This is a genomic window from Alcaligenes sp. Me129 (genome assembly GCF_050487245.1).
GTDB lineage: Bacteria > Pseudomonadota > Gammaproteobacteria > Burkholderiales > Burkholderiaceae_B > Alcaligenes > Alcaligenes phenolicus.
Window position 1 is genome coordinate 99,748 of the sequence record NZ_JBKQGX010000002.1, and the last position, 17,046, is coordinate 116,793.

A 17,046-nucleotide genomic window follows, 5' to 3' on the forward strand; every position below is an offset into this window, starting at 1 on the left:
GCCGCGCACAAAGCCCATGTCAATGGGATGTTTCGATGCCAGTTTGCTTTTTAGGCTTTCACGCTGACTTGGTTGCCCTGCAACTGAACGATCATCTTGGCAATCTGGATCACCACGTCAGAAGGGACTGTGCGCAGTACCTCCCCGGTCGAGTTGTCCACAATCGAGACCACCAGACGCTGGGCTTCATCGTCCATATTGAAGCGAATGCCGGTGGACCAGGCCTGCAGGGAATTGTTGATCTGATCCAGGGTGTCGTCCAGCGTGTTGACCATGCCGGGCACGGGTTCGCGTTTATCGGGCCAGCGTTGCTGCAACTGGGTATCGGTACTGCTTTCCTTAATGGGAGTCACCGTGGTGGCTGCCGAAGGTATAGGTGTGCCGGGGTTTTGCTCCACAGGGGAGGCTAGGGGCGCCAAGGCCGTCGTTTGAGATGAAACTGAGTTGATCATGACATCACTCCAGAAGGGGCTTGGTGGCAGGCCTGCTCGATGGGGTGGGCTTGGCACCTGTAACGATCCAATTACGGCACTCACACATGTATCTTTAGGAGATATTTTGGTTTTTGTCGGCTTCAGGCCCGTTTAAAGCCTGAATAAGATGGCGAAAGACTGTTTGATTTGGAGACTGTCAGGCAGAGCTGGCAGGCAAAATAGCTCAATCTTTATTGTCCGGATTCTTGCCTGTCCATGCCTCGTTCAGAAGACGTCCTGGTTGAGCAGTACGCCCCATTGGTGCGCCGCCAAGCGCTCCAGCTCGTGTCGCGCCTGCCCCCCAGTGTCGAACTGGATGATTTGATGCAGGCGGGCATGATGGGCCTGCTGGATGCCGTGCGCCGTTACCAGGTGGTGGCCGAGGCCCAGTTTGAAACGTACGCGGTTACCCGAATTCGTGGGGCCATGTTGGACGAATTGCGCAGCCAGGACTGGCTGCCGCGTAGTGTACGCAGCAAAGCGCGCCAGATTGAAGTGGCCGTCAGCACCTTGCGCCAGGAACTGCTGCGCGAGCCTACCGAGCCGGAAATTGCCGAAGCCCTGTCCATGAGCATGGGCGATTACTACGAATTGCTGGATGAGGCAGTCGGAGTGCAGGTGATTCACTACGAAGACCTGAAACGCCATGCCGATCCTGCCGCCGATGCGCTGGAGTTTCTGGAAGACAGCACGCGCGAACAGGCGTACTTCGATAATCCCCTGAACCTGCTGACCTCCCAGGGTCTGCGGCAAGCCTTGATTACCGCCATCGACCACCTGCCCGAACGCGAGAAGTTGCTGTTCGCTCTGCAGTTTGAGCAAGATTTGAATCAGAAAGAAATTGCTCTGGTGTTGGGCGTAACAGAAGGGCGCGTGTCCCAACTGCGTAGCCAGGCCGTGGCCCGTATCCGCGCCAGTCTTGCCAAAGACCAGTGGGACGCCATTTCCGATAGCGCGGAATTTCAGGTGTTGTTGTAAGCCTGCGCGTGCTGGCTACCAAGCTTCCACTTTTCGACTGATATAAGCACCTTTTTCTGGCTCTTGTGTGCTTATAGTCGTCTGATGCTAAAAAGGCTCTAAATTTGTAGCTTTTTTAGGAGCCATTATGGATGCGATCTACGCTGATTATTCTATTAGCATGTCCGAGTTCAAGAAGAACCCGGCACAGGTATTGCGTACGGCTGGAGAAAAGCCTGTTGCTGTGTTGCACCATAACCGGCCTGCCTTTTATATGGTGACTCCTCGTTTGTTCGAGGCTTTGGTCGAAGAAATGGCTAATCGGGATCTGGATGAGTTGGTGCGTCGACGGCAGGCCGTCAAGGATACGGCGGTCGAGGTTGATCTTGAGCAGCTCTGAGCGGCAGCCCACAAAATACAAATTAAAGTTCTTGCCCGAAGCCTTGCAAGAGCGGGGCAGGCTCGATGGTAGTGTAAAAACCACCTTTAAGACCTTGCTTCGTAAACGCTTGGATGCACTACGCGTACCGGGGTCCGCCTTGCGGGGCGATTTGCAGCATTGCTACAAAATCAAACTTCTTAAACAGGGCTATCGTCTGGTTTATACCGTTGAGGATGATGTTCTGGTGGTATTGGTCTTGGCGGTAAACAAGCGGGAAGACATGGCGGTGTACCGCGTTGCTATTCAGCGCTTAAGTGAGGATTTGGATTAAGTATCGAGCGGGCAGTAAGTGCACTCTGTCTTCCTTGGGAGGTCCTGCTGTTGGACCTAGCACGAATTATCACACCGCAAAGTATGTCACTACCTGGGCCGGACGTTGGTTGTTGGTTTAAGTGCTCATGCAATCGAAGACTGGAAGAGCGCTGGATTGCCGCGTCCAGGAGGAGTCTTACTTTGGCTATCGCCGCATTGCTGCCTGTTTATTGTTGGCTAAGTCGTGCGTGCGCCGCCTGTGACATGATCTGAAATCGAATAAAAAAGCCTCCAAGATTTTTCTCGGAGGCTTTGTGCTGCTGGGCAACTTAGGTTGCCCATCTGGTCAGTATTACTATCGTTAAGATTAACGCAGCAAGGACAGAACAGTTTGTGGAACTTGGTTAGCTTGTGCCAACACAGAAGTACCAGCTTGTTGCAGAATCTGAGCGCGTGTCATGTTGGACACTTCAACTGCGTAGTCTGCATCTTCAATGCGTGAACGAGCTGCGGACAAGTTGTTCACAGTGTTGTTCAAGTTAGCGATAGTGGACTGGAAGCGGTTTTGAATCGCACCCAGGTGGCTACGCAGATCGTCGACTTGCTGCAATGCAGCATCAAGCTTGGATAATGGGTTTTTTGAAGCCTCAACAACTTTTGTTGGATCTGTTGTCAGGTTTTTAGCTTCTTTACCTACCTCTACTGCCAATTTTGGAGCAGCAGCTGTAACAGGAGGAGTAGCTGTAGCATCAGCATCCACACCTGGTGTTACATCAACTTTTGCTTCATAAAACTTAACGGCACCATCAGCATCTGTGTTTTGAATGTAGGCTTTATTATCCGCTAACACCAATTTGTTAGTACCTGACAACTGTTTGTTGACCTCAGTTAAGTCAACAGTCGTACTAAGCTCCTTACTTGCAGCAGTAGCATCGGGGGTGGCTTTGAATGTGTACTCTGTACCACCAACACTCAATGTACTGTCAGCAGCAACCTCTTCTGCCAGTGATGTCCCGACTACTGAAAAATCACTCAACTTCAATGTCGTGCTATCAATTTTTGCCAAATCAATAGTAATTGTTTCGTTGTCGTTAGCACCAACCTGTACTGTTAGCGATGAAGCATCATCACCCAATACGTATTTACCGTTGAATTGTGTTTCTTTGGAAACGCGGTTGATTTCGCTCAGGCGCTCTTTGATTTCGTTTTGAATGGATTGCAGATCGGAATCAGAGTTGGAGCCAGTAGAAGCTTGAACTGTCAGTGTACGGATACGCTGCAAGTTTTCGTTGATTTCGTTCAACGAACCTTCAGTTGTTTGAGCGATAGAGATACCGTCGTTAGCGTTACGAGCAGCTTGTGTCAGGCCATTGATGTTGGCGGTGAAACGGTTAGCGATGGCTTGACCAGCAGCATCGTCTTTTGCGCTGTTGATACGCAGGCCGGAGGACAAACGCTCAATCGCGGTGCCGAGGGAATTCTGGGACTTGGTCAGGTTGTTCTGCGAAACCAGAGCCAGGTAGTTGGTATTGATAACAGACATGGTAACTCCCAATGTTGAGTAGAGCGGCGAAACGGTTTCGCCCTTTGCCCAGGAAAGCGTTGGCGTTCTGCTAGGCCCCAGGGGGCTGATCGCGCATTCGACACACTGCGTTCTTCCTGTACAGCACCATTAACGGAAGGGGCAAAAAACTCTTTAGGGGCCTGTTGGGAAAATTTTCTCCACTTTGTCTTGAAGCCTTGAATTACGCGGCTTCAAGCATGACAACCCGGTGTGCCGAGCGGCCTGTTTGCTTTCGTTTTCCGACCCTGAATTCTGATTTTTCCAGTTCGCTGCATGGAAATGGAGCAGATAGCTCTGTGCCGCAGCAGACAATCCAGAGGCCTTGTTTGAATTGCGCAGTCAAAAAAGCAGCGGGGCCATCTATTGACGGCCCCGCATTGCAAAAACTTAATAAAAACAGGCTTGGGCGGATTCAACTAGCGAACCCGCCCTTGCGCTTACACAGCAATAGGCTTGCCATCCGCACGTTGGATGACGACGGTCGAGGAACGCGGGCGTACCGTGTTCATGCTGACTACCGTGGCGTCATGCGTGTCGTAGGCCGGCCAGTTCGAGGGGTGCTGAATGTTCAGGAACAGGCTGGTGTGGTCCGGCGTCATGGAAAAGCCCGTAATTTCGGCTTCGTTCGGACCTACAAAGAAGCGACGCAAATCGGACTGGTTGCTGGCGTTGATGGCCGGGCCGGTGCCCGAGCTGTCCGCCAAGGCACCTGGGATCACGGCCAGCATCTGGTCGTTGGTGGCACGCGCAACATTGTTCTTGCGTCCGCCGTCGATGCCGTTGTCGGTCTGAATCCACAGAATGCCACGGCTGTCGAAGCCCAGGCCGTCGGGGCTGGCCAACTGGTTCAGGTCGGTCAGGCCGGAGCGGTTCGTATCTGCGTCCGCACCCGAGTCCGAGCCGAATACGAAGATATCCCACTTGAACTTGTTCGAACCGGGTTCGTCGTGCCAGCGGATGATGTGACCGTTGACGTTGTTCAGGCGCGGGTTCGCGGGGTTGGTGCCAGTGGACGCGTTGCGGCTGGTGTTATTGGTCAGCGTCAGGTAGATGTCGCCATTGCTGGGGTGGGTGGCCGTCCACTCGGGGCGATCCATCGGGGTGGCACCGACAAAGTCAGCGGCGCCACGGGTATTGATCAGGATTTCTTCCAAAGTTTTGAATTTGTCAGCCAAGGTGCCGCCATCCTTGCCTTTGGTAGAGCCTGTCAGTGCCAACCATTCGCCCGAACCGTCTTCGTTGAAGCGGGCGACATACAAGGTGCCTTTGTCCAGATACTTGGCGCCCACGGCCAGGCGATCCGTGCGCTGGGCGTCTTTCGGGTCCCAGTTGGCTTCGGACACGAAGCGGTACACGTATTCAAAGCGCGAATCGTCGCCACTATAGAAAGCCAGGGGTTTGCCGGCTTCGGGCTTGCTGTAGGCACAGCCTTCGTGAGCGAAGCGACCCATGGACGTGCGTTTGGTGGCAATGCTGCTGGGGTCGTAAGGGTCGATCTCGACCAGGTAACCAAAACCGTTGACTTCGTTGCGCCAGTCCTCGGTGGCACTGGCGCCTGTTTCGGTCACGTTAAAGCGGGCGAATTCGCCCAGGACTTCCGAAGGATCCTTGGCAGCCGTTTCCCACTGGTAGCGGCCAACGGGGCCAGCCGATACGCCCACACGCTGCTGGTGAGGCGGGCGGATACCGGTGTTGACAAAGCAGGCTGCCCAGTTCTCTTCAGCGGTGATGTAGGTGCCCCAGGGCGTGGTGCCGTTACCGCAGTTATTGTTGGTGCCGCGCACTTGCGTGCCGTTGGGCGAGAAGGGGGTCTTGACCCAGTCCGTGCCACCCACAGGTCCAGCCAGTTTCATGGCCGTGGCCGAGGTGAAGCGGCGGTTGTAGCGCGAGTTCTGAACGATGTCCCAGCGGCCATTGGTGCGACGAATATGGATGATGGCCACGCCGTGGGCGTTGATTTCCTTGCGTACTTCTTCTGCCGGCCGCTTGCCATTGACCAGGGTCGGCCCATTGGGGTGCAGGGCTTTTTCATCAATGTATTCGTGGTTGACGGCCAGCAAGCCCTCGGTAGAGCTTCCTTCCAGGGGGAAGAAGTGCATGCCGTCATGGTGCATGCCCATGGAGTTGAGCAGGTCGTTGGAGCTGTTATTGCCGTTCTTGTCCCAGGGCAGGGCATTGTCATTGATTGGCGTACCCCATGGGGCCAGTACATGGGCGATGTAGCCGGGAGGTACGACACAGCCGTCGGTCATGGAGGTGGGCAGGGATTCAAAACCCAGTTTGACGCTTGCTGGTGGTTCCGGATCAGGGCCGGGACCGGGGTTCGGGTTCTCGCCGCCGTTATCAGTGGAATTGCCTCCTGTGCTGCTGCTATCGCAACCAGCCAGACCAAAGCTGCTCATGGTGGCCAAGGCGGCTGCCAGGCCACCGCGCATCACGGCGCGGCGGGTCATGCTTCGTTCCAGGATTTCACTAAAAGGGGTGTTCTGACTAGCGTTACGAACAGTCTTGTCGGAGATATGTTTGCTCATAGTGATAAATAGCGCCAAGGCTGAGTTGTGGGGGTAGCGCTCATGCTAGTGGCCCAAGGTGAAAGGACTATGACAACAAGCTGAATATCCGGGATGGTGATTTTTTGGCGGCTTACCCGTATCTGGTGAGGCTCGTTGGCAAGCGGGCAGGGTCAGGCGCCGTTTTCGCGATGCAGGTTTGGACGCCGGATCAGGCCGGAATTGGACTTTTGTTTTAATTAAAAAAATCAGTGCCTTGGCTATTGGGCGAATATCGATTTTGTTTCATGTACAGAGTTGTACATTTTTTATGTTTTTTGCCGTAACCCTGTTTGCTTATTTCCCTATCTATTTAGAACACAAGAACTAAAGCGACCTTGAGTTCTTTTTGGTGTTCAGCAATCTTTAAGGTTCAAAGCTTGTTTTTTCCCTTGTGTACGCCCTATGAATGGGCATTTCCCACAGGCTTTGATACTTCCTATTTGTTGTACTATGTTTCTTTTTTTTCTTCGGGAACTCAATGAAGCAAGGGGTTTTACTGCGCAGTGGCCGTGCCGATGCTTTCATGGCTTTAGGTGAGGGCGGCCGACCGGTATTTCGCTCCGCTTTACAGTTGCGAGAAGCCTTGCGCCGTCGGGCAGGCAACTTTGCCGACCATCTGGCAATTCCGCAAAGCAATGAAACGGGTTCCACGCTGGATTGGTACAGCCCGGTCTCCGGTCAGGTCGTGCCCTGGACTGCAGCCACCGAGCAAGAACGCGAAGAAGGCTTGAAGCAATTAAGTGCTTTTCAGGCCCGGCTGAACGAGATGGCCCCAACGATGGATGCCCAAGAGCAAGAGGCTTTGGGCGACAAGGCTCTGTTTTCCAGCTTGCTGCGCCGCGTGCTTTATTTCCCGGACGACAACTTTGTTTATCTGGTCAACGGCAAGCCCGTGTTGACCTTCTGGGGATTTCTGCACCATGGTGTGGATCAGAACCAGGACCCCTTATTGCCGTTGAGGCCCACGCCTAAGCCCGCAGCCGTGGTGGCCCCGCCGGTAGTGCCGCCTGTCGAGCCTGTAGTAGCCCCTGTTGTGGCCCCGGTGGCCGCCAGTTGGTGGTCCCGTTGGTGGTGGCGTTTGCTGGCTTTGCTCTTGTTGCTGACCTTGCTCTTGTTTGGTTTGCGCTGGTGCACCACGCCGGTCGTGCCTGACACACCGTTGGGTTCTTTCACCTCCAGCGTAGGCAGCTATTTACCCGAGAAAGTCCGTAATTGGTTTGGCTGGTCCTTGCCCAAGCTGGATGCGGGTGCCTTGCTGCCCAATGGCCGTGTTGATGCAACAGGAGTTCTTCCCACGGGGACTGTTCCCGTGGTTCCTGGCGCTACGGGTGCTGGCACCGCTCCCGGTGTTGACGCTCCTGGTGCCGTTGCTCCGGGGACGAATGCCCCTGCCGCACCGGATGCGGGACAGGCTTCTGACACCCCACCGCCCGCACCACCCGCCGACCCGACGGCAAACCCGGACACCAATCCTCCGCCGCCCGAGTTGCCACAAGACCCGGCAAACCCGCCCGCTGATCCCGCTGCTCCTCCAACACCCGATACCAACCCGGCTGCTCCGGCTACGCCTGCTGCAGTTCCGCCCGGTTCCTTGGTGGTGCCGCCCGATGCCTTGCAGTCTGGCAAGATGGATTTCCTGAATGGTCAGTGGGCTGCCCGCATGGGTGTGCAAGACAGTCAGACCGGCAAACCCGTGCAACTGCAATATCAGTTGAAAGACGGTGCAGGCAATGTGCAGATCAAGCGGGGGGATGGCGTTCAGTGTGAAGCCCCCGTGTCTGCTTCGTCGGAGCAGGGCCGCCTGATTTTGAATGCCAATTCCGCCGCAAAGTGCACGGACAATGCCGCTTACGATATGCCCAAGATTGTGTGCGACCCCGGTGCGGCAGGTGCTGCCGCCCAATGCGCGGGCATGTACGGCTCCAATGCCTTTCCTTTGATCTTGCAGCAATCCGAATGATGAGTGCTTGAATCTTATGTTGCCTGAATTACTCAAACACGATGGCTTGGTTACCTTGATTGAAAACACCGGAGTCCAGTTCATGGACTTTGGTTTTGACATCAATGCTCCCACTGTGGGCAGCAAGAAGCTGGGCACCTTGAACCATTCTTTCTTCAGCACGAACGGCCAGAACTGGCGCTTTCTGTTTGAAGGCTTGCAGTTTGGTCAGGAGCAAACCCTGTTCCATCAGCCCGAAGGCGAGGTTGGGGTGTACCAGGGCGGTGGCCGCAATGATCAGGAATGCGATGTCTCCCTGAGCCGTACCCTGGACCTGTTCGATGGCCTGTGGCTGCCTGTGCCCTATGTGCGCTTTGTGGCGCCGCATCGCTTTGACCATGGCCCGGCCAGTTGGAGTCGCCTGCGCGTGGTGCGCCTGGAAACGCCTGATCGCGACGGCAATACGCACCGAATTACGCTTGCCTGCGATACCAGCGTGGTGGACCTGACCGAGGGCGCGGCTTACCTGGCCCCCTTGCGTGAAGATATCAATGCCGGGGCCTTGTTCCGCATTGCCTGCGACAGCGCCCATATGGACTGGTTCCTGAACCGTGACTGGGTGCAGGAATGGTTGCTGGAAGTCTATAAAGACAACGTCAATAAAACGCGCAACATCGATTTTGGTGAAGATGTCAGCGCCTTGCACTCGGCACAGCTGCATTTCCTGAATTTGCTCAGCCTGTTCGCCCCACCGCATGAGTGCGTGGATGGCCGCTCCGAGGCCTGGGTGCGTCTGCCGGACATCAAGGTGCTGGCCGCTAACTGGCAAAGTGAGCAGGTCATTCCTGTGGATCTGGTGCTGGACGTGGGGAATTCGCGCACTTGCGGGATTCTGATTGAAAACCACGGTCAGGACGATTCCGGCTTGCGGCAGAACTATGTGCTGCAACTGCGGGACTTGTCTCATCCGCATCAGGTGTACAGCAAGCCTTTTGAAAGTCGCGTGGAGTTTGCGCAGACGGATTTTGGCAAGAACCACTTGTCCCTGAAAAGCGGACGTCCCACCGCCTTTTCCTGGCCCACTTTGGTGCGTGTCGGGGATGAGGCCGCACGTCTGGCTGCCCGCCGTCGCGGCACCGAGGGCACGACCGGGCTGTCCAGCCCCAAGCGTTACTTGTGGGACGAAAACGAATACAAGCACGGCTGGCGGTTCAGCCAGCAGTACGACCGCTCCGATGCAGAACCGCGTGCCCTGGCGGCACCGTTCTCCCTGCATATCGACGAGCGTGGCGAAGCCCTGTACACCCTGGACGAAGACGATCGTCTGCCGGTGTTCGAGCCTTTCTATTCACGCAGTTCGGTCATGACCTTCATGCTGACCGAGGTGCTGGCCCAGGCGCTGCTGCAAATCAACAGCCCGGCCCAGCGAGTACGCCAAGGTCACTCCAACAAGCCACGTCGCTTGAGTAATATCGTTCTGACCGTGCCGCCCGGCATGCCGCTGGTAGAGCGCAGCCTGCTGGCCGAGCGTTTGCGTCAGGCCATTGGTTTGCTGTGGACCAGCATGGACTGGTATCAAGGCGAAGAAGACCCTTATGGTCTGGAGCCTTCCGAGTCGGGCCGCATGCCGGAGAACCTGCTTGTGCCTCTGCCCGAGTTCCGGGTGGAGTGGGACGAAGCCACCAGCTCTCAACTGGTCTATCTGTTTACCGAAATTACCCAGAACTTTGCTGGCCATGCTGACGAGTTCTTTGACGCGGTTGCCGCTCCCTACAAGGAAGATCGGGAAACACTGACAATAGGCATTATTGATATTGGTGGCGGTACCACCGATATCGTGATCAGCGACTACACCTTGCGTCGTCCGACAGGGGCGGGCGGTGGCAGCAATCTGACCATCTCGCCCAAGCAGCGTTTCCGCGACAGTTTCCGCGTGGCTGGGGATGACATCTTGCTGGACGTCATTCAGCGTTATGTGCTGCCTGCTTTTGAAGACGCCTTGAGCCATGCCGGTGTGCAAGACACGGATGTGTTCTTGTCGCGACTGTGCGGCAATGAAAAGGCCGATGCTGATAAAGCCGTTTTGCGTCAGCAACTGGCCCTGCAGGTTTTTGTACCACTGGGCCTGGAGTTCCTGAAACGCTACGAAGCCTACGATCCGCATGAAGACCCGCGCGCCGTCCAGTCCTTGCCGTGGGGCGAGCTGCTGGAGTTCGAGCATTTGCAGGGCGATCAGGCCAATGCACCGCTGTCCCATGCCTCGGCAGGTTCGGCGGATGCTTTGCCACGAGTCTCCAGCAAGGTCGTTCAGTACGTTCTGGACGAGCTGCACAAACATGCCGGTCAACGCGTCGACCTGGAGTTGGCCAAGGTTGAACAGCCTTTTGATCTGGCTCATTTGCATCAAGGTCTGGTCAGCGGTTCCTTGAATATCAACGACCCCTTGCGCGCCTTCAGTGAGGTGCTGAACTACTACGATTGCGACATTGTGCTGATGGCCGGACGTCCTTCGCGTCTGCCGGGTGTCCAGGCCTATATGCGCTCGCAAATGCCGGTATCGCCAGCGCGTCTGCTGCCTTTGCACAATTACCGCACGGGTAGCTGGTATCCCTTCCATACCAATGGTCGGATCGACGATCCCAAGAGCACGGCCTCGGTGGGCGCCATGTTGTGCCTGCTTTGCTACAACATGAATATCGACCAGTTCAATTTCAAAGTATCGAATCTGCGCCCGCGTTCTACCCTGCGCCACATCGGGATTATTGACTCCAATAATCAGATCAAGGATCAGGACATCGTCTACAAGGACGTGCTCCAGATGGACCCCGATACCCGCGAGGAAATGGTGACGCTGGAAAGTGTCAGCAGTGAAGACTCCGATGGTTATCACCTGCTCATGCAGGGCAGCTATCTGCGTCTGGGTTATCGACAACTGGATGTAGAGCGCTGGCCCGCTTCGCCCTTGTACTACCTGCACTTGAACGAAAAGGTGCGTCGTCAGATGGCCGATGCGCCCGACGACGATGGCCAACTGCCATCCATGGAAGTGACCTTGATGGTGGATAAGGCTTCCCAAGGTGGGCAAGGCCGTCGTTTGATCAGCGATCGACTGAAGATCAAGAACTCGGCACCCCGAGACTTCAAATTGAGTGGCGTGTCCAAAGGGGCCGTCCGTATCCAGCTCAACACCATGCTGGAAGCAGGCCTGGGTGATTCTCCATATTGGCTCGATAGCGGGAGCGTAGTGCTCAAATGATGGACATGACGACCTTACAGCAGGATTTGTGCCAGGACTGGCAGAACGTATATCAAGGTGCCGGACAGGCGATTGACTGGGTGATGCAGGCGCGCGCTTCGTCGCAACGCCTGAACGCACAGGCCGATAGCCTGGTGCTGGAACTGCGCCGTGCCCGCAATACCGCCCGCAGTCTGGGTGTGGTCTCGGGCCGCCCCATGACGATTGGTTTCTTTGGCCTGTCGCAGGCGGGCAAGTCTTATCTGATTTCCAGCCTTGCTGCGGGTGGCAATGGCCGTCTGGAAACCAATTACGGCGGTGAAACCATCGACTTCCTGCGCCACGTGAACCCGCCAGGGGGCGGTAAGGAGGCTACGGGTCTGGTAACGCGCTTTAGTCGCAATGCCACCGCAGGCCCTGATGCCTATCCCGTCGAACTGCAGATTTTCTCTGAAGTCGATATGGTGAAAATCCTGGTCAACAGTTATTTCAATGACTTTGACAAGGAACAGATCGGCTACACCTTTGCCGCAGACCGCATCAAGGCCCTGATCGAATCGCTCAAGAGCCGTGCCGGTGCCAATGATGCTGGTTTGAGCGCCGATGATGCCGTGTCCTTGTGGGATTACGTGCGCAGCAGCTTTGGCAATACCACTCGCTTGCTGGATAGCACCTACTGGCCGGAGGTCATCAATCTGGCCCCTGCCTTGCGTCTGGAAGACCGGGCACAGTTGTTTTCCATCTTGTGGGGCGAGCAGGCTGAGCTGAGCGAACTTTATATTGGCCTGGCTAAAGTGCTGCAGGCTCTGGGTCACCCCAGCAAGGTTTACGCACCACTGACGGCGCTGATCCGTCGCGAAGGCGATGGCTTTGTACAGCAAGACAGCATCATGAACGTGGATGTGCTTGAATCGCTGGGCAGCCCCACGGAGAAAAGCCTGAGCGTCTTGCCCGTGCGTGAACAGGATGGCCAGCCCGTCGTTGCCGCCCAAGCGGTGGAAGTGCCTTTGGCTCATCTGGCGGCGTTGACGGTGGAGCTGACTTTCCCCCTGATTGGTGAAACCCAAGGCGGCGGCGTGGACAAGGTCGATCTGCTGGATTTCCCCGGTTACCGTGGTCGCCTGAATATTCGCTCCGTGCAGGATGCCGGTGCGGCGTCGGAAAGCAGCGGTGGCAACCCCGCCTCGCAACTGATTCTGCGTGGCAAGGTGGCTTATCTGTTTGAGCGCTATACCGATCAGCAGGAAATGAACGGCCTGGTCATGTGTACCGCGTCGGACAAGCAAAGCGATGTGAAAGATGTAGAGCCCGTGCTGACACGCTGGGTCCATCGCACTCAGGGTGCCACGCCGCAGGAACGCCAGAACCGTAAAGTGGGTCTGATGTGGGCCATCACCATGTTCGACAAGCGTATCGGTGCCTCCCTGATTCAGGATGACGCCCAGGTACGTGACAGCTGGGACGGCCTGATGAAGATGAGCTTCAAAGAGCGTTTCGGCCACTGCGAATGGTTGCAGCAATGGCGTCCGGATCAGCCCTTCTCCAACACCTTCCTGGTGCGCAAGCCCGGCATGCCCACACCCTTTATTGATCTGGACACCGAAAGCCGGGAGCTATCCATTACGGCATCCGTGGCCGACAAAATGGATCGCATGCGTGGCAGCTTTATTGAAAATCCGCTACTGGCGCAGCAATTAAGCGATCCGGCCGAAGCCTGGGATGCCATGCTGGCCTTGAATGATGGCGGCATGCAGCGTTTGCGTGCGTATGTGGCTCAAATCGGTGGTCTGGACTTCAAGCTGATGCGCTTGCAGGAACAGTTCCGCAGTTTGCATGACAGCCTGGTCAAGAAGTCCCTGCATTCCTGGTACAGCCAGGACGGCGATCAGCAATCGGTGGTCAAGGAAGCCCTGGCCAAACAGTTCCGGGAGGAGCTGCCTGCTTACCGCGCCATTGTGGGCGAGCTGCTGGCTGCGCTGCACCTGCCGCAAGATACCTTGCGGGATCTGTTCCTGAGCCTGGGTTCCAGCAAGTCCGAGCCGGACGAGCCGGGCGTTCTGACCCAGGAGCAGCCCTTCGAGCAGCAGTACGCCGATCTGGTGTACCGCAGCTGGGTCAGCCAGTTGCGCGAGCTGCCAGCCAGTCGTACCAACCAAAACGTGCTGCGTATGCCGGTGGACTTGCTCTCCAGCCTGGTTGAAGAGCTGATTGTGGCCTCGGACCGTTGGGCCTTGCGTGACAAATTGCTGGCTGTGTTGACCAAGCGCCGCCAAAGCGGTGTGCGTCGTGAGCGTCTGGCTGATCGCCAGGTTTGCAATGTGGCCATGACGATCAGCGAGTTTGTGACCTGGTTCTACCTGAAAGGCGGCAGCGACGACTTCTTCAAGAGTCCCAAAGCCTTTGCCCAGGATGGCATGCCGGTCCTGCCGGCAGAGCCCCAGGATCACGGCGCAATTTTCTTTGAACAATGGTTGGCCGCTTTGGCCCATACCACTTTGCATAACGCCGGTTATGAAGGTGGCCGCGAACTGAGTCTGGAACAGAATCAGGCTTTGGGACGCATTCTGGAACGATTTACCGATAAGAGCGTGGCATGAAATTAAGATTTAGTTTGCAGGCTTTGGAGCCCGCGGTCCCTGGCCGCGCTCGTCTGTATGTGCGGGATCTGGATGAAGAGCTGGACCTGGGCGAATACTCGATCGCCATTCAGCGCAGTCAGAACAGCTATTACTTGCACTCGGCCCAAAGCTGGGATGCGTCCTTGCGCTGGTTGCCGCAACAAGGCTGGACCGAGCATGAAGAAGGTATTGCCGTTCTGCTGAACGCTGACATTGTGGATTCGCTGCTGGCCAATGCCAGTGATGCGTATCAAATCACTCTGGCCGATAGCACTGGTGAAGAGCTGGGTCGCAGCCCACTGAAGCTGGACAAGGCGATCTTGCCGTCCACGGCCGGTGGCAATGCCCAGGCCATGGAATTGACCATGCCGGCAGCTGCTGCGCCCGAGCCTCCCGCTCCGGAACCAGTTGTTGAAACACCGCCCGTGGTTGAGGTGGTGGAGCCTGTGCCCGAGCCCGAGCCGGTCAAGGTAGAAGCACCTGCTCCCAAAAAGGAGACGGTTGCTCCTGTCGCGCCTCCCGCCAAAAAAGGTGGCATGGCCAAATGGATCGTCTTGCTTGTTCTTTTGTTGATTCTAGCAGGCGCTGCAGGCTACTGGTTCTACAGCCAATCCGCCAAGGGCGACAGCCCGGCCGTGCCCGATGCTCCAGAGTCCAGGCCTGCAGTGGTGGAAACAGACAATTGCACCATGGACAAGTTGGCAGACCGTCCCGGCCTGCAATTTGTGCAAGAGTGCGTCAAGGAGAGCAAAACCTCCGAGCAATGGCTGGCCGTGATCGAAGAAGCCAAAAAGGCGGAACAGTGTGACGTGGCCCAGCGTTTGTACGTGAACAAGGCACAGTCCGGTGATGTGAAAATTGCCATGGCTTACGCCCGCGAATACGACCCCAAAGATCACCAGGCCAACACCTGCTTTAGCAAGCCCAATCCTGCTACCGCTGCATACTGGTATGAAACCGTCTTGCTGTCCGAGCCTGATAACGCGCAAGCCAAGGCCCGCTTCCAGGAGTTGAGTCAATGATGATGCGTCCCCTTGTTCGATTCAGTTTGCTTGGTGCTCTCCTGTTGGGCGCAAGCCAGGCACAGGCCGCGGCTCCCTTGCTGCAAGAGGGCAAGAAGACGCTGTATCAACGTGTTCTGACCACACCGTCCTGCCGCCTGTTCTCTTCGGAAACGGATCAGCAGGGCAAGCCGGTTCCTGCGTTCAGCCGCTTCTACATTTATCAGCGTACCGAGCAGGGCGGGGCAGAGCGCGTGCAAGTTGGCCCGGATAGCCAGGGAAAGACCGTAGGTTGGCTGGACAAGGCCTGCACGGTGGACTGGAAAATGCAGTTGACCCTGGCCTTCACCAATCCGGCCAACCGCGATCGCATGCTGTTTTTCAAGGATCGCGCCTTGCTGGAAAAAGTACTGGACACGCCAGACCCGGCCACTTTGGTAGCCCCTATGCGCCAGGCTTTGCGTAAGGACTCGCAAACAGAGGGCGTATTGGCGCAAGAGCCCGAGTACTTTGTGGATGTGCAGGAACAGTTCTACCTCTTGCCCGTTTTGAGTGGCGAAGAGGTCATGACTGAAAACGGCTTCCGTACTCGTTTGCTGAATGTGGCGTCCGTCACCAAGCACACCGCAGATCAGAAAGAGCCGGAAGCCGCTAAACAAGAATCTGAGCAAACCCAGGATCAGGACGCCGCCCAACGCACGTCCCAGATCAAGGGCTTTAGTGCGGCCGTGGTCTTTGTAATTGACTCCACCATTTCCATGGACCCCTACATTGATCGCACCCGCGAGGCCGTGCGCAAGGTCTATAGCAAGGTGGAAGAGCAGGGCTTGTCCGATCAGGTCAAGTTTGGTCTGATCGCGTTTCGCTCCAATATGGAAGCCGCGCCAGGGATCGAGTATTTGACGCATGTGTATGCGGACCCCAATACCGTAACCAGTAGCGAGGACTTCTTGTCCAAAGTGTCGGACTTGAAGCAGGCCAAGGTATCCACCGTTGCCTATGACGAAGATGCCTACGCGGGCGTGCTGGAAGCGCTGGACAAGGTGAACTGGAACAATTTTGGCGCACGTTATGTGGTGCTGATTACCGATGCCGGGGCGCTGGAAGGCAATAACAAGTACTCCTCGACTGGACTGGACGCGCCACAACTGCGTATTGAAGCGGCCAAGCCCGGAGTGGCAATTTACACCCTGCATTTGAAGACACCATCGGGCAAGAACAACCATGCCAAGGCCGAAGATCAGTACCGCGAACTGTCCACTTACGGTGGCACACAGACCTCGCTGTACTACCCGGTTAATGCCGGTGACGTGAACCAGTTCGGCAAGATGGTCGATAATCTGGCGACCGCGCTGACCGAGCAGGTCAAAGTGGCTTACCAGGGAGGGGATGCGATTGGCAGTGCGGCGCGTGCCCAGGAGACCGGCGACACCACCACCGACCAGATGCTGACCGACGCCGAGCTGATCGGCCATGCCATGCGCCTGGCGTATTTGGGCAAAACCACGGGCACCACCGCGCCTGAAGTGTTCCATGCCTGGATCAGCGACCGGGACTTGGTGCGCCAGAACATCCCGACAACCGACGTCCGTGTCTTGTTGACCAAAGCCCAACTAAGTGACTTGAGCGATGTGGTCAAACAGATTCTGGATGCGGCTAATGAAGGCATGATCTCGCCCACTGATATGTTCAACCGCTTGCGTTCCGTAGCAGCGGCGATGGGGGCGGACCCCAGCACCCTGAAACAGGAAAAGGGCACCAAGCTGGCCGAACTGGGCCTGATGAGCGAGTACCTGGAAGATCTGCCTTACCAAAGCGCGGTGCTGACTTTGGATGAAGATACCTGGACCAGCTGGGATGCCTTGAGCCAGGAGAAATTCATTCGCGATCTGAGCACCAAGCTGCGCCACTACGAGCGCTATAACGCCGATGCGGATCGCTGGGTGTCCTTGGCTGAAGGCGCGGATGCACGTGATGACGTTTATCCCGTGCCTTTGGAGATGATGCCCTGAC

The 17,046-nt window shown here is 56.4% G+C and carries 11 protein-coding genes; 8 read left to right on the forward strand and 3 right to left on the reverse strand.

Going from position 1 to position 17,046, the window contains the following annotated elements:
* Positions 1–50: 50 nt before the first annotated feature.
* Complete coding sequence (locus tag ACLPGZ_RS02490) at positions 51–452, reverse strand: flagellar protein FlaG (protein ID WP_239055309.1); 402 nt, start codon at positions 450–452, stop codon at positions 51–53.
* 237 nt (positions 453–689) lie between these two features.
* Between ACLPGZ_RS02490 and ACLPGZ_RS02495 the strand changes: the two genes are divergently transcribed.
* From ACLPGZ_RS02495 to ACLPGZ_RS02505, 3 genes are all read left to right on the forward strand, one after another.
* Positions 690–1,451 (forward strand): RNA polymerase sigma factor FliA, encoded by a 762-nt coding sequence (locus tag ACLPGZ_RS02495; RefSeq protein ID WP_197314352.1) that lies wholly within the window; start codon positions 690–692, stop codon positions 1,449–1,451.
* Positions 1,452–1,578: 127 nt separating this feature from the next.
* Complete coding sequence (locus ACLPGZ_RS02500) at positions 1,579–1,830, forward strand: type II toxin-antitoxin system prevent-host-death family antitoxin (RefSeq protein ID WP_239055310.1); 252 nt, start codon at positions 1,579–1,581, stop codon at positions 1,828–1,830.
* Complete coding sequence (locus ACLPGZ_RS02505) at positions 1,817–2,143, forward strand: type II toxin-antitoxin system RelE family toxin (RefSeq protein WP_239055311.1); 327 nt, start codon at positions 1,817–1,819, stop codon at positions 2,141–2,143. Before ACLPGZ_RS02500 ends, ACLPGZ_RS02505 begins: the two co-directional genes overlap by 14 nt.
* Positions 2,144–2,491: 348 nt before the next feature.
* Here the strand turns inward: ACLPGZ_RS02505 and ACLPGZ_RS02510 are convergent, their stop codons facing one another.
* Positions 2,492–3,667 carry a FliC/FljB family flagellin gene (locus ACLPGZ_RS02510; RefSeq protein WP_239055312.1) on the reverse strand — a complete coding sequence of 392 codons (1,176 nt, stop codon included), beginning with the start codon at positions 3,665–3,667 and terminating at the stop codon, positions 2,492–2,494.
* A 458-nt stretch (positions 3,668–4,125) separates the two neighbouring features.
* Positions 4,126–6,219, reverse strand: a complete 2,094-nt coding sequence (locus ACLPGZ_RS02515; RefSeq protein WP_115634952.1) for a PhoX family protein — start codon at positions 6,217–6,219, stop codon at positions 4,126–4,128.
* A 499-nt stretch (positions 6,220–6,718) separates the two neighbouring features.
* Between ACLPGZ_RS02515 and ACLPGZ_RS02520 the strand changes: the two genes are divergently transcribed.
* Genes ACLPGZ_RS02520 through ACLPGZ_RS02540 form a run of 5 tightly spaced genes read left to right on the forward strand, consistent with a single transcriptional unit; the run spans position 6,719 to position 17,045 of the window.
* Positions 6,719–8,200, forward strand: coding sequence for an SrfA family protein (locus ACLPGZ_RS02520; RefSeq protein WP_429640973.1), 1,482 nt, complete (start codon positions 6,719–6,721; stop codon positions 8,198–8,200).
* A gap of 16 nt (positions 8,201–8,216) precedes the next feature.
* Complete coding sequence (locus ACLPGZ_RS02525; RefSeq protein ID WP_239055315.1) at positions 8,217–11,435, forward strand: virulence factor SrfB; 3,219 nt, start codon at positions 8,217–8,219, stop codon at positions 11,433–11,435.
* A gap of 5 nt (positions 11,436–11,440) precedes the next feature.
* A complete protein-coding gene (locus ACLPGZ_RS02530; RefSeq protein ID WP_239055316.1) occupies positions 11,441–14,011 on the forward strand; it encodes a virulence factor SrfC family protein in 2,571 nt (856 codons plus the stop codon).
* The gene (locus tag ACLPGZ_RS02535; protein ID WP_239055317.1) at positions 14,008–15,054 is read left to right on the forward strand and encodes a hypothetical protein; all 1,047 of its coding nucleotides are present in this window, start codon (positions 14,008–14,010) and stop codon (positions 15,052–15,054) included. Before ACLPGZ_RS02530 ends, ACLPGZ_RS02535 begins: the two co-directional genes overlap by 4 nt.
* Positions 15,051–17,045, forward strand: a complete 1,995-nt coding sequence (locus ACLPGZ_RS02540; RefSeq protein WP_203144941.1) for a vWA domain-containing protein — start codon at positions 15,051–15,053, stop codon at positions 17,043–17,045. The genes ACLPGZ_RS02535 and ACLPGZ_RS02540 overlap by 4 nt, the downstream gene beginning before the upstream one ends.
* The last annotated feature ends 1 nt before the right edge of the window (position 17,046 follow it).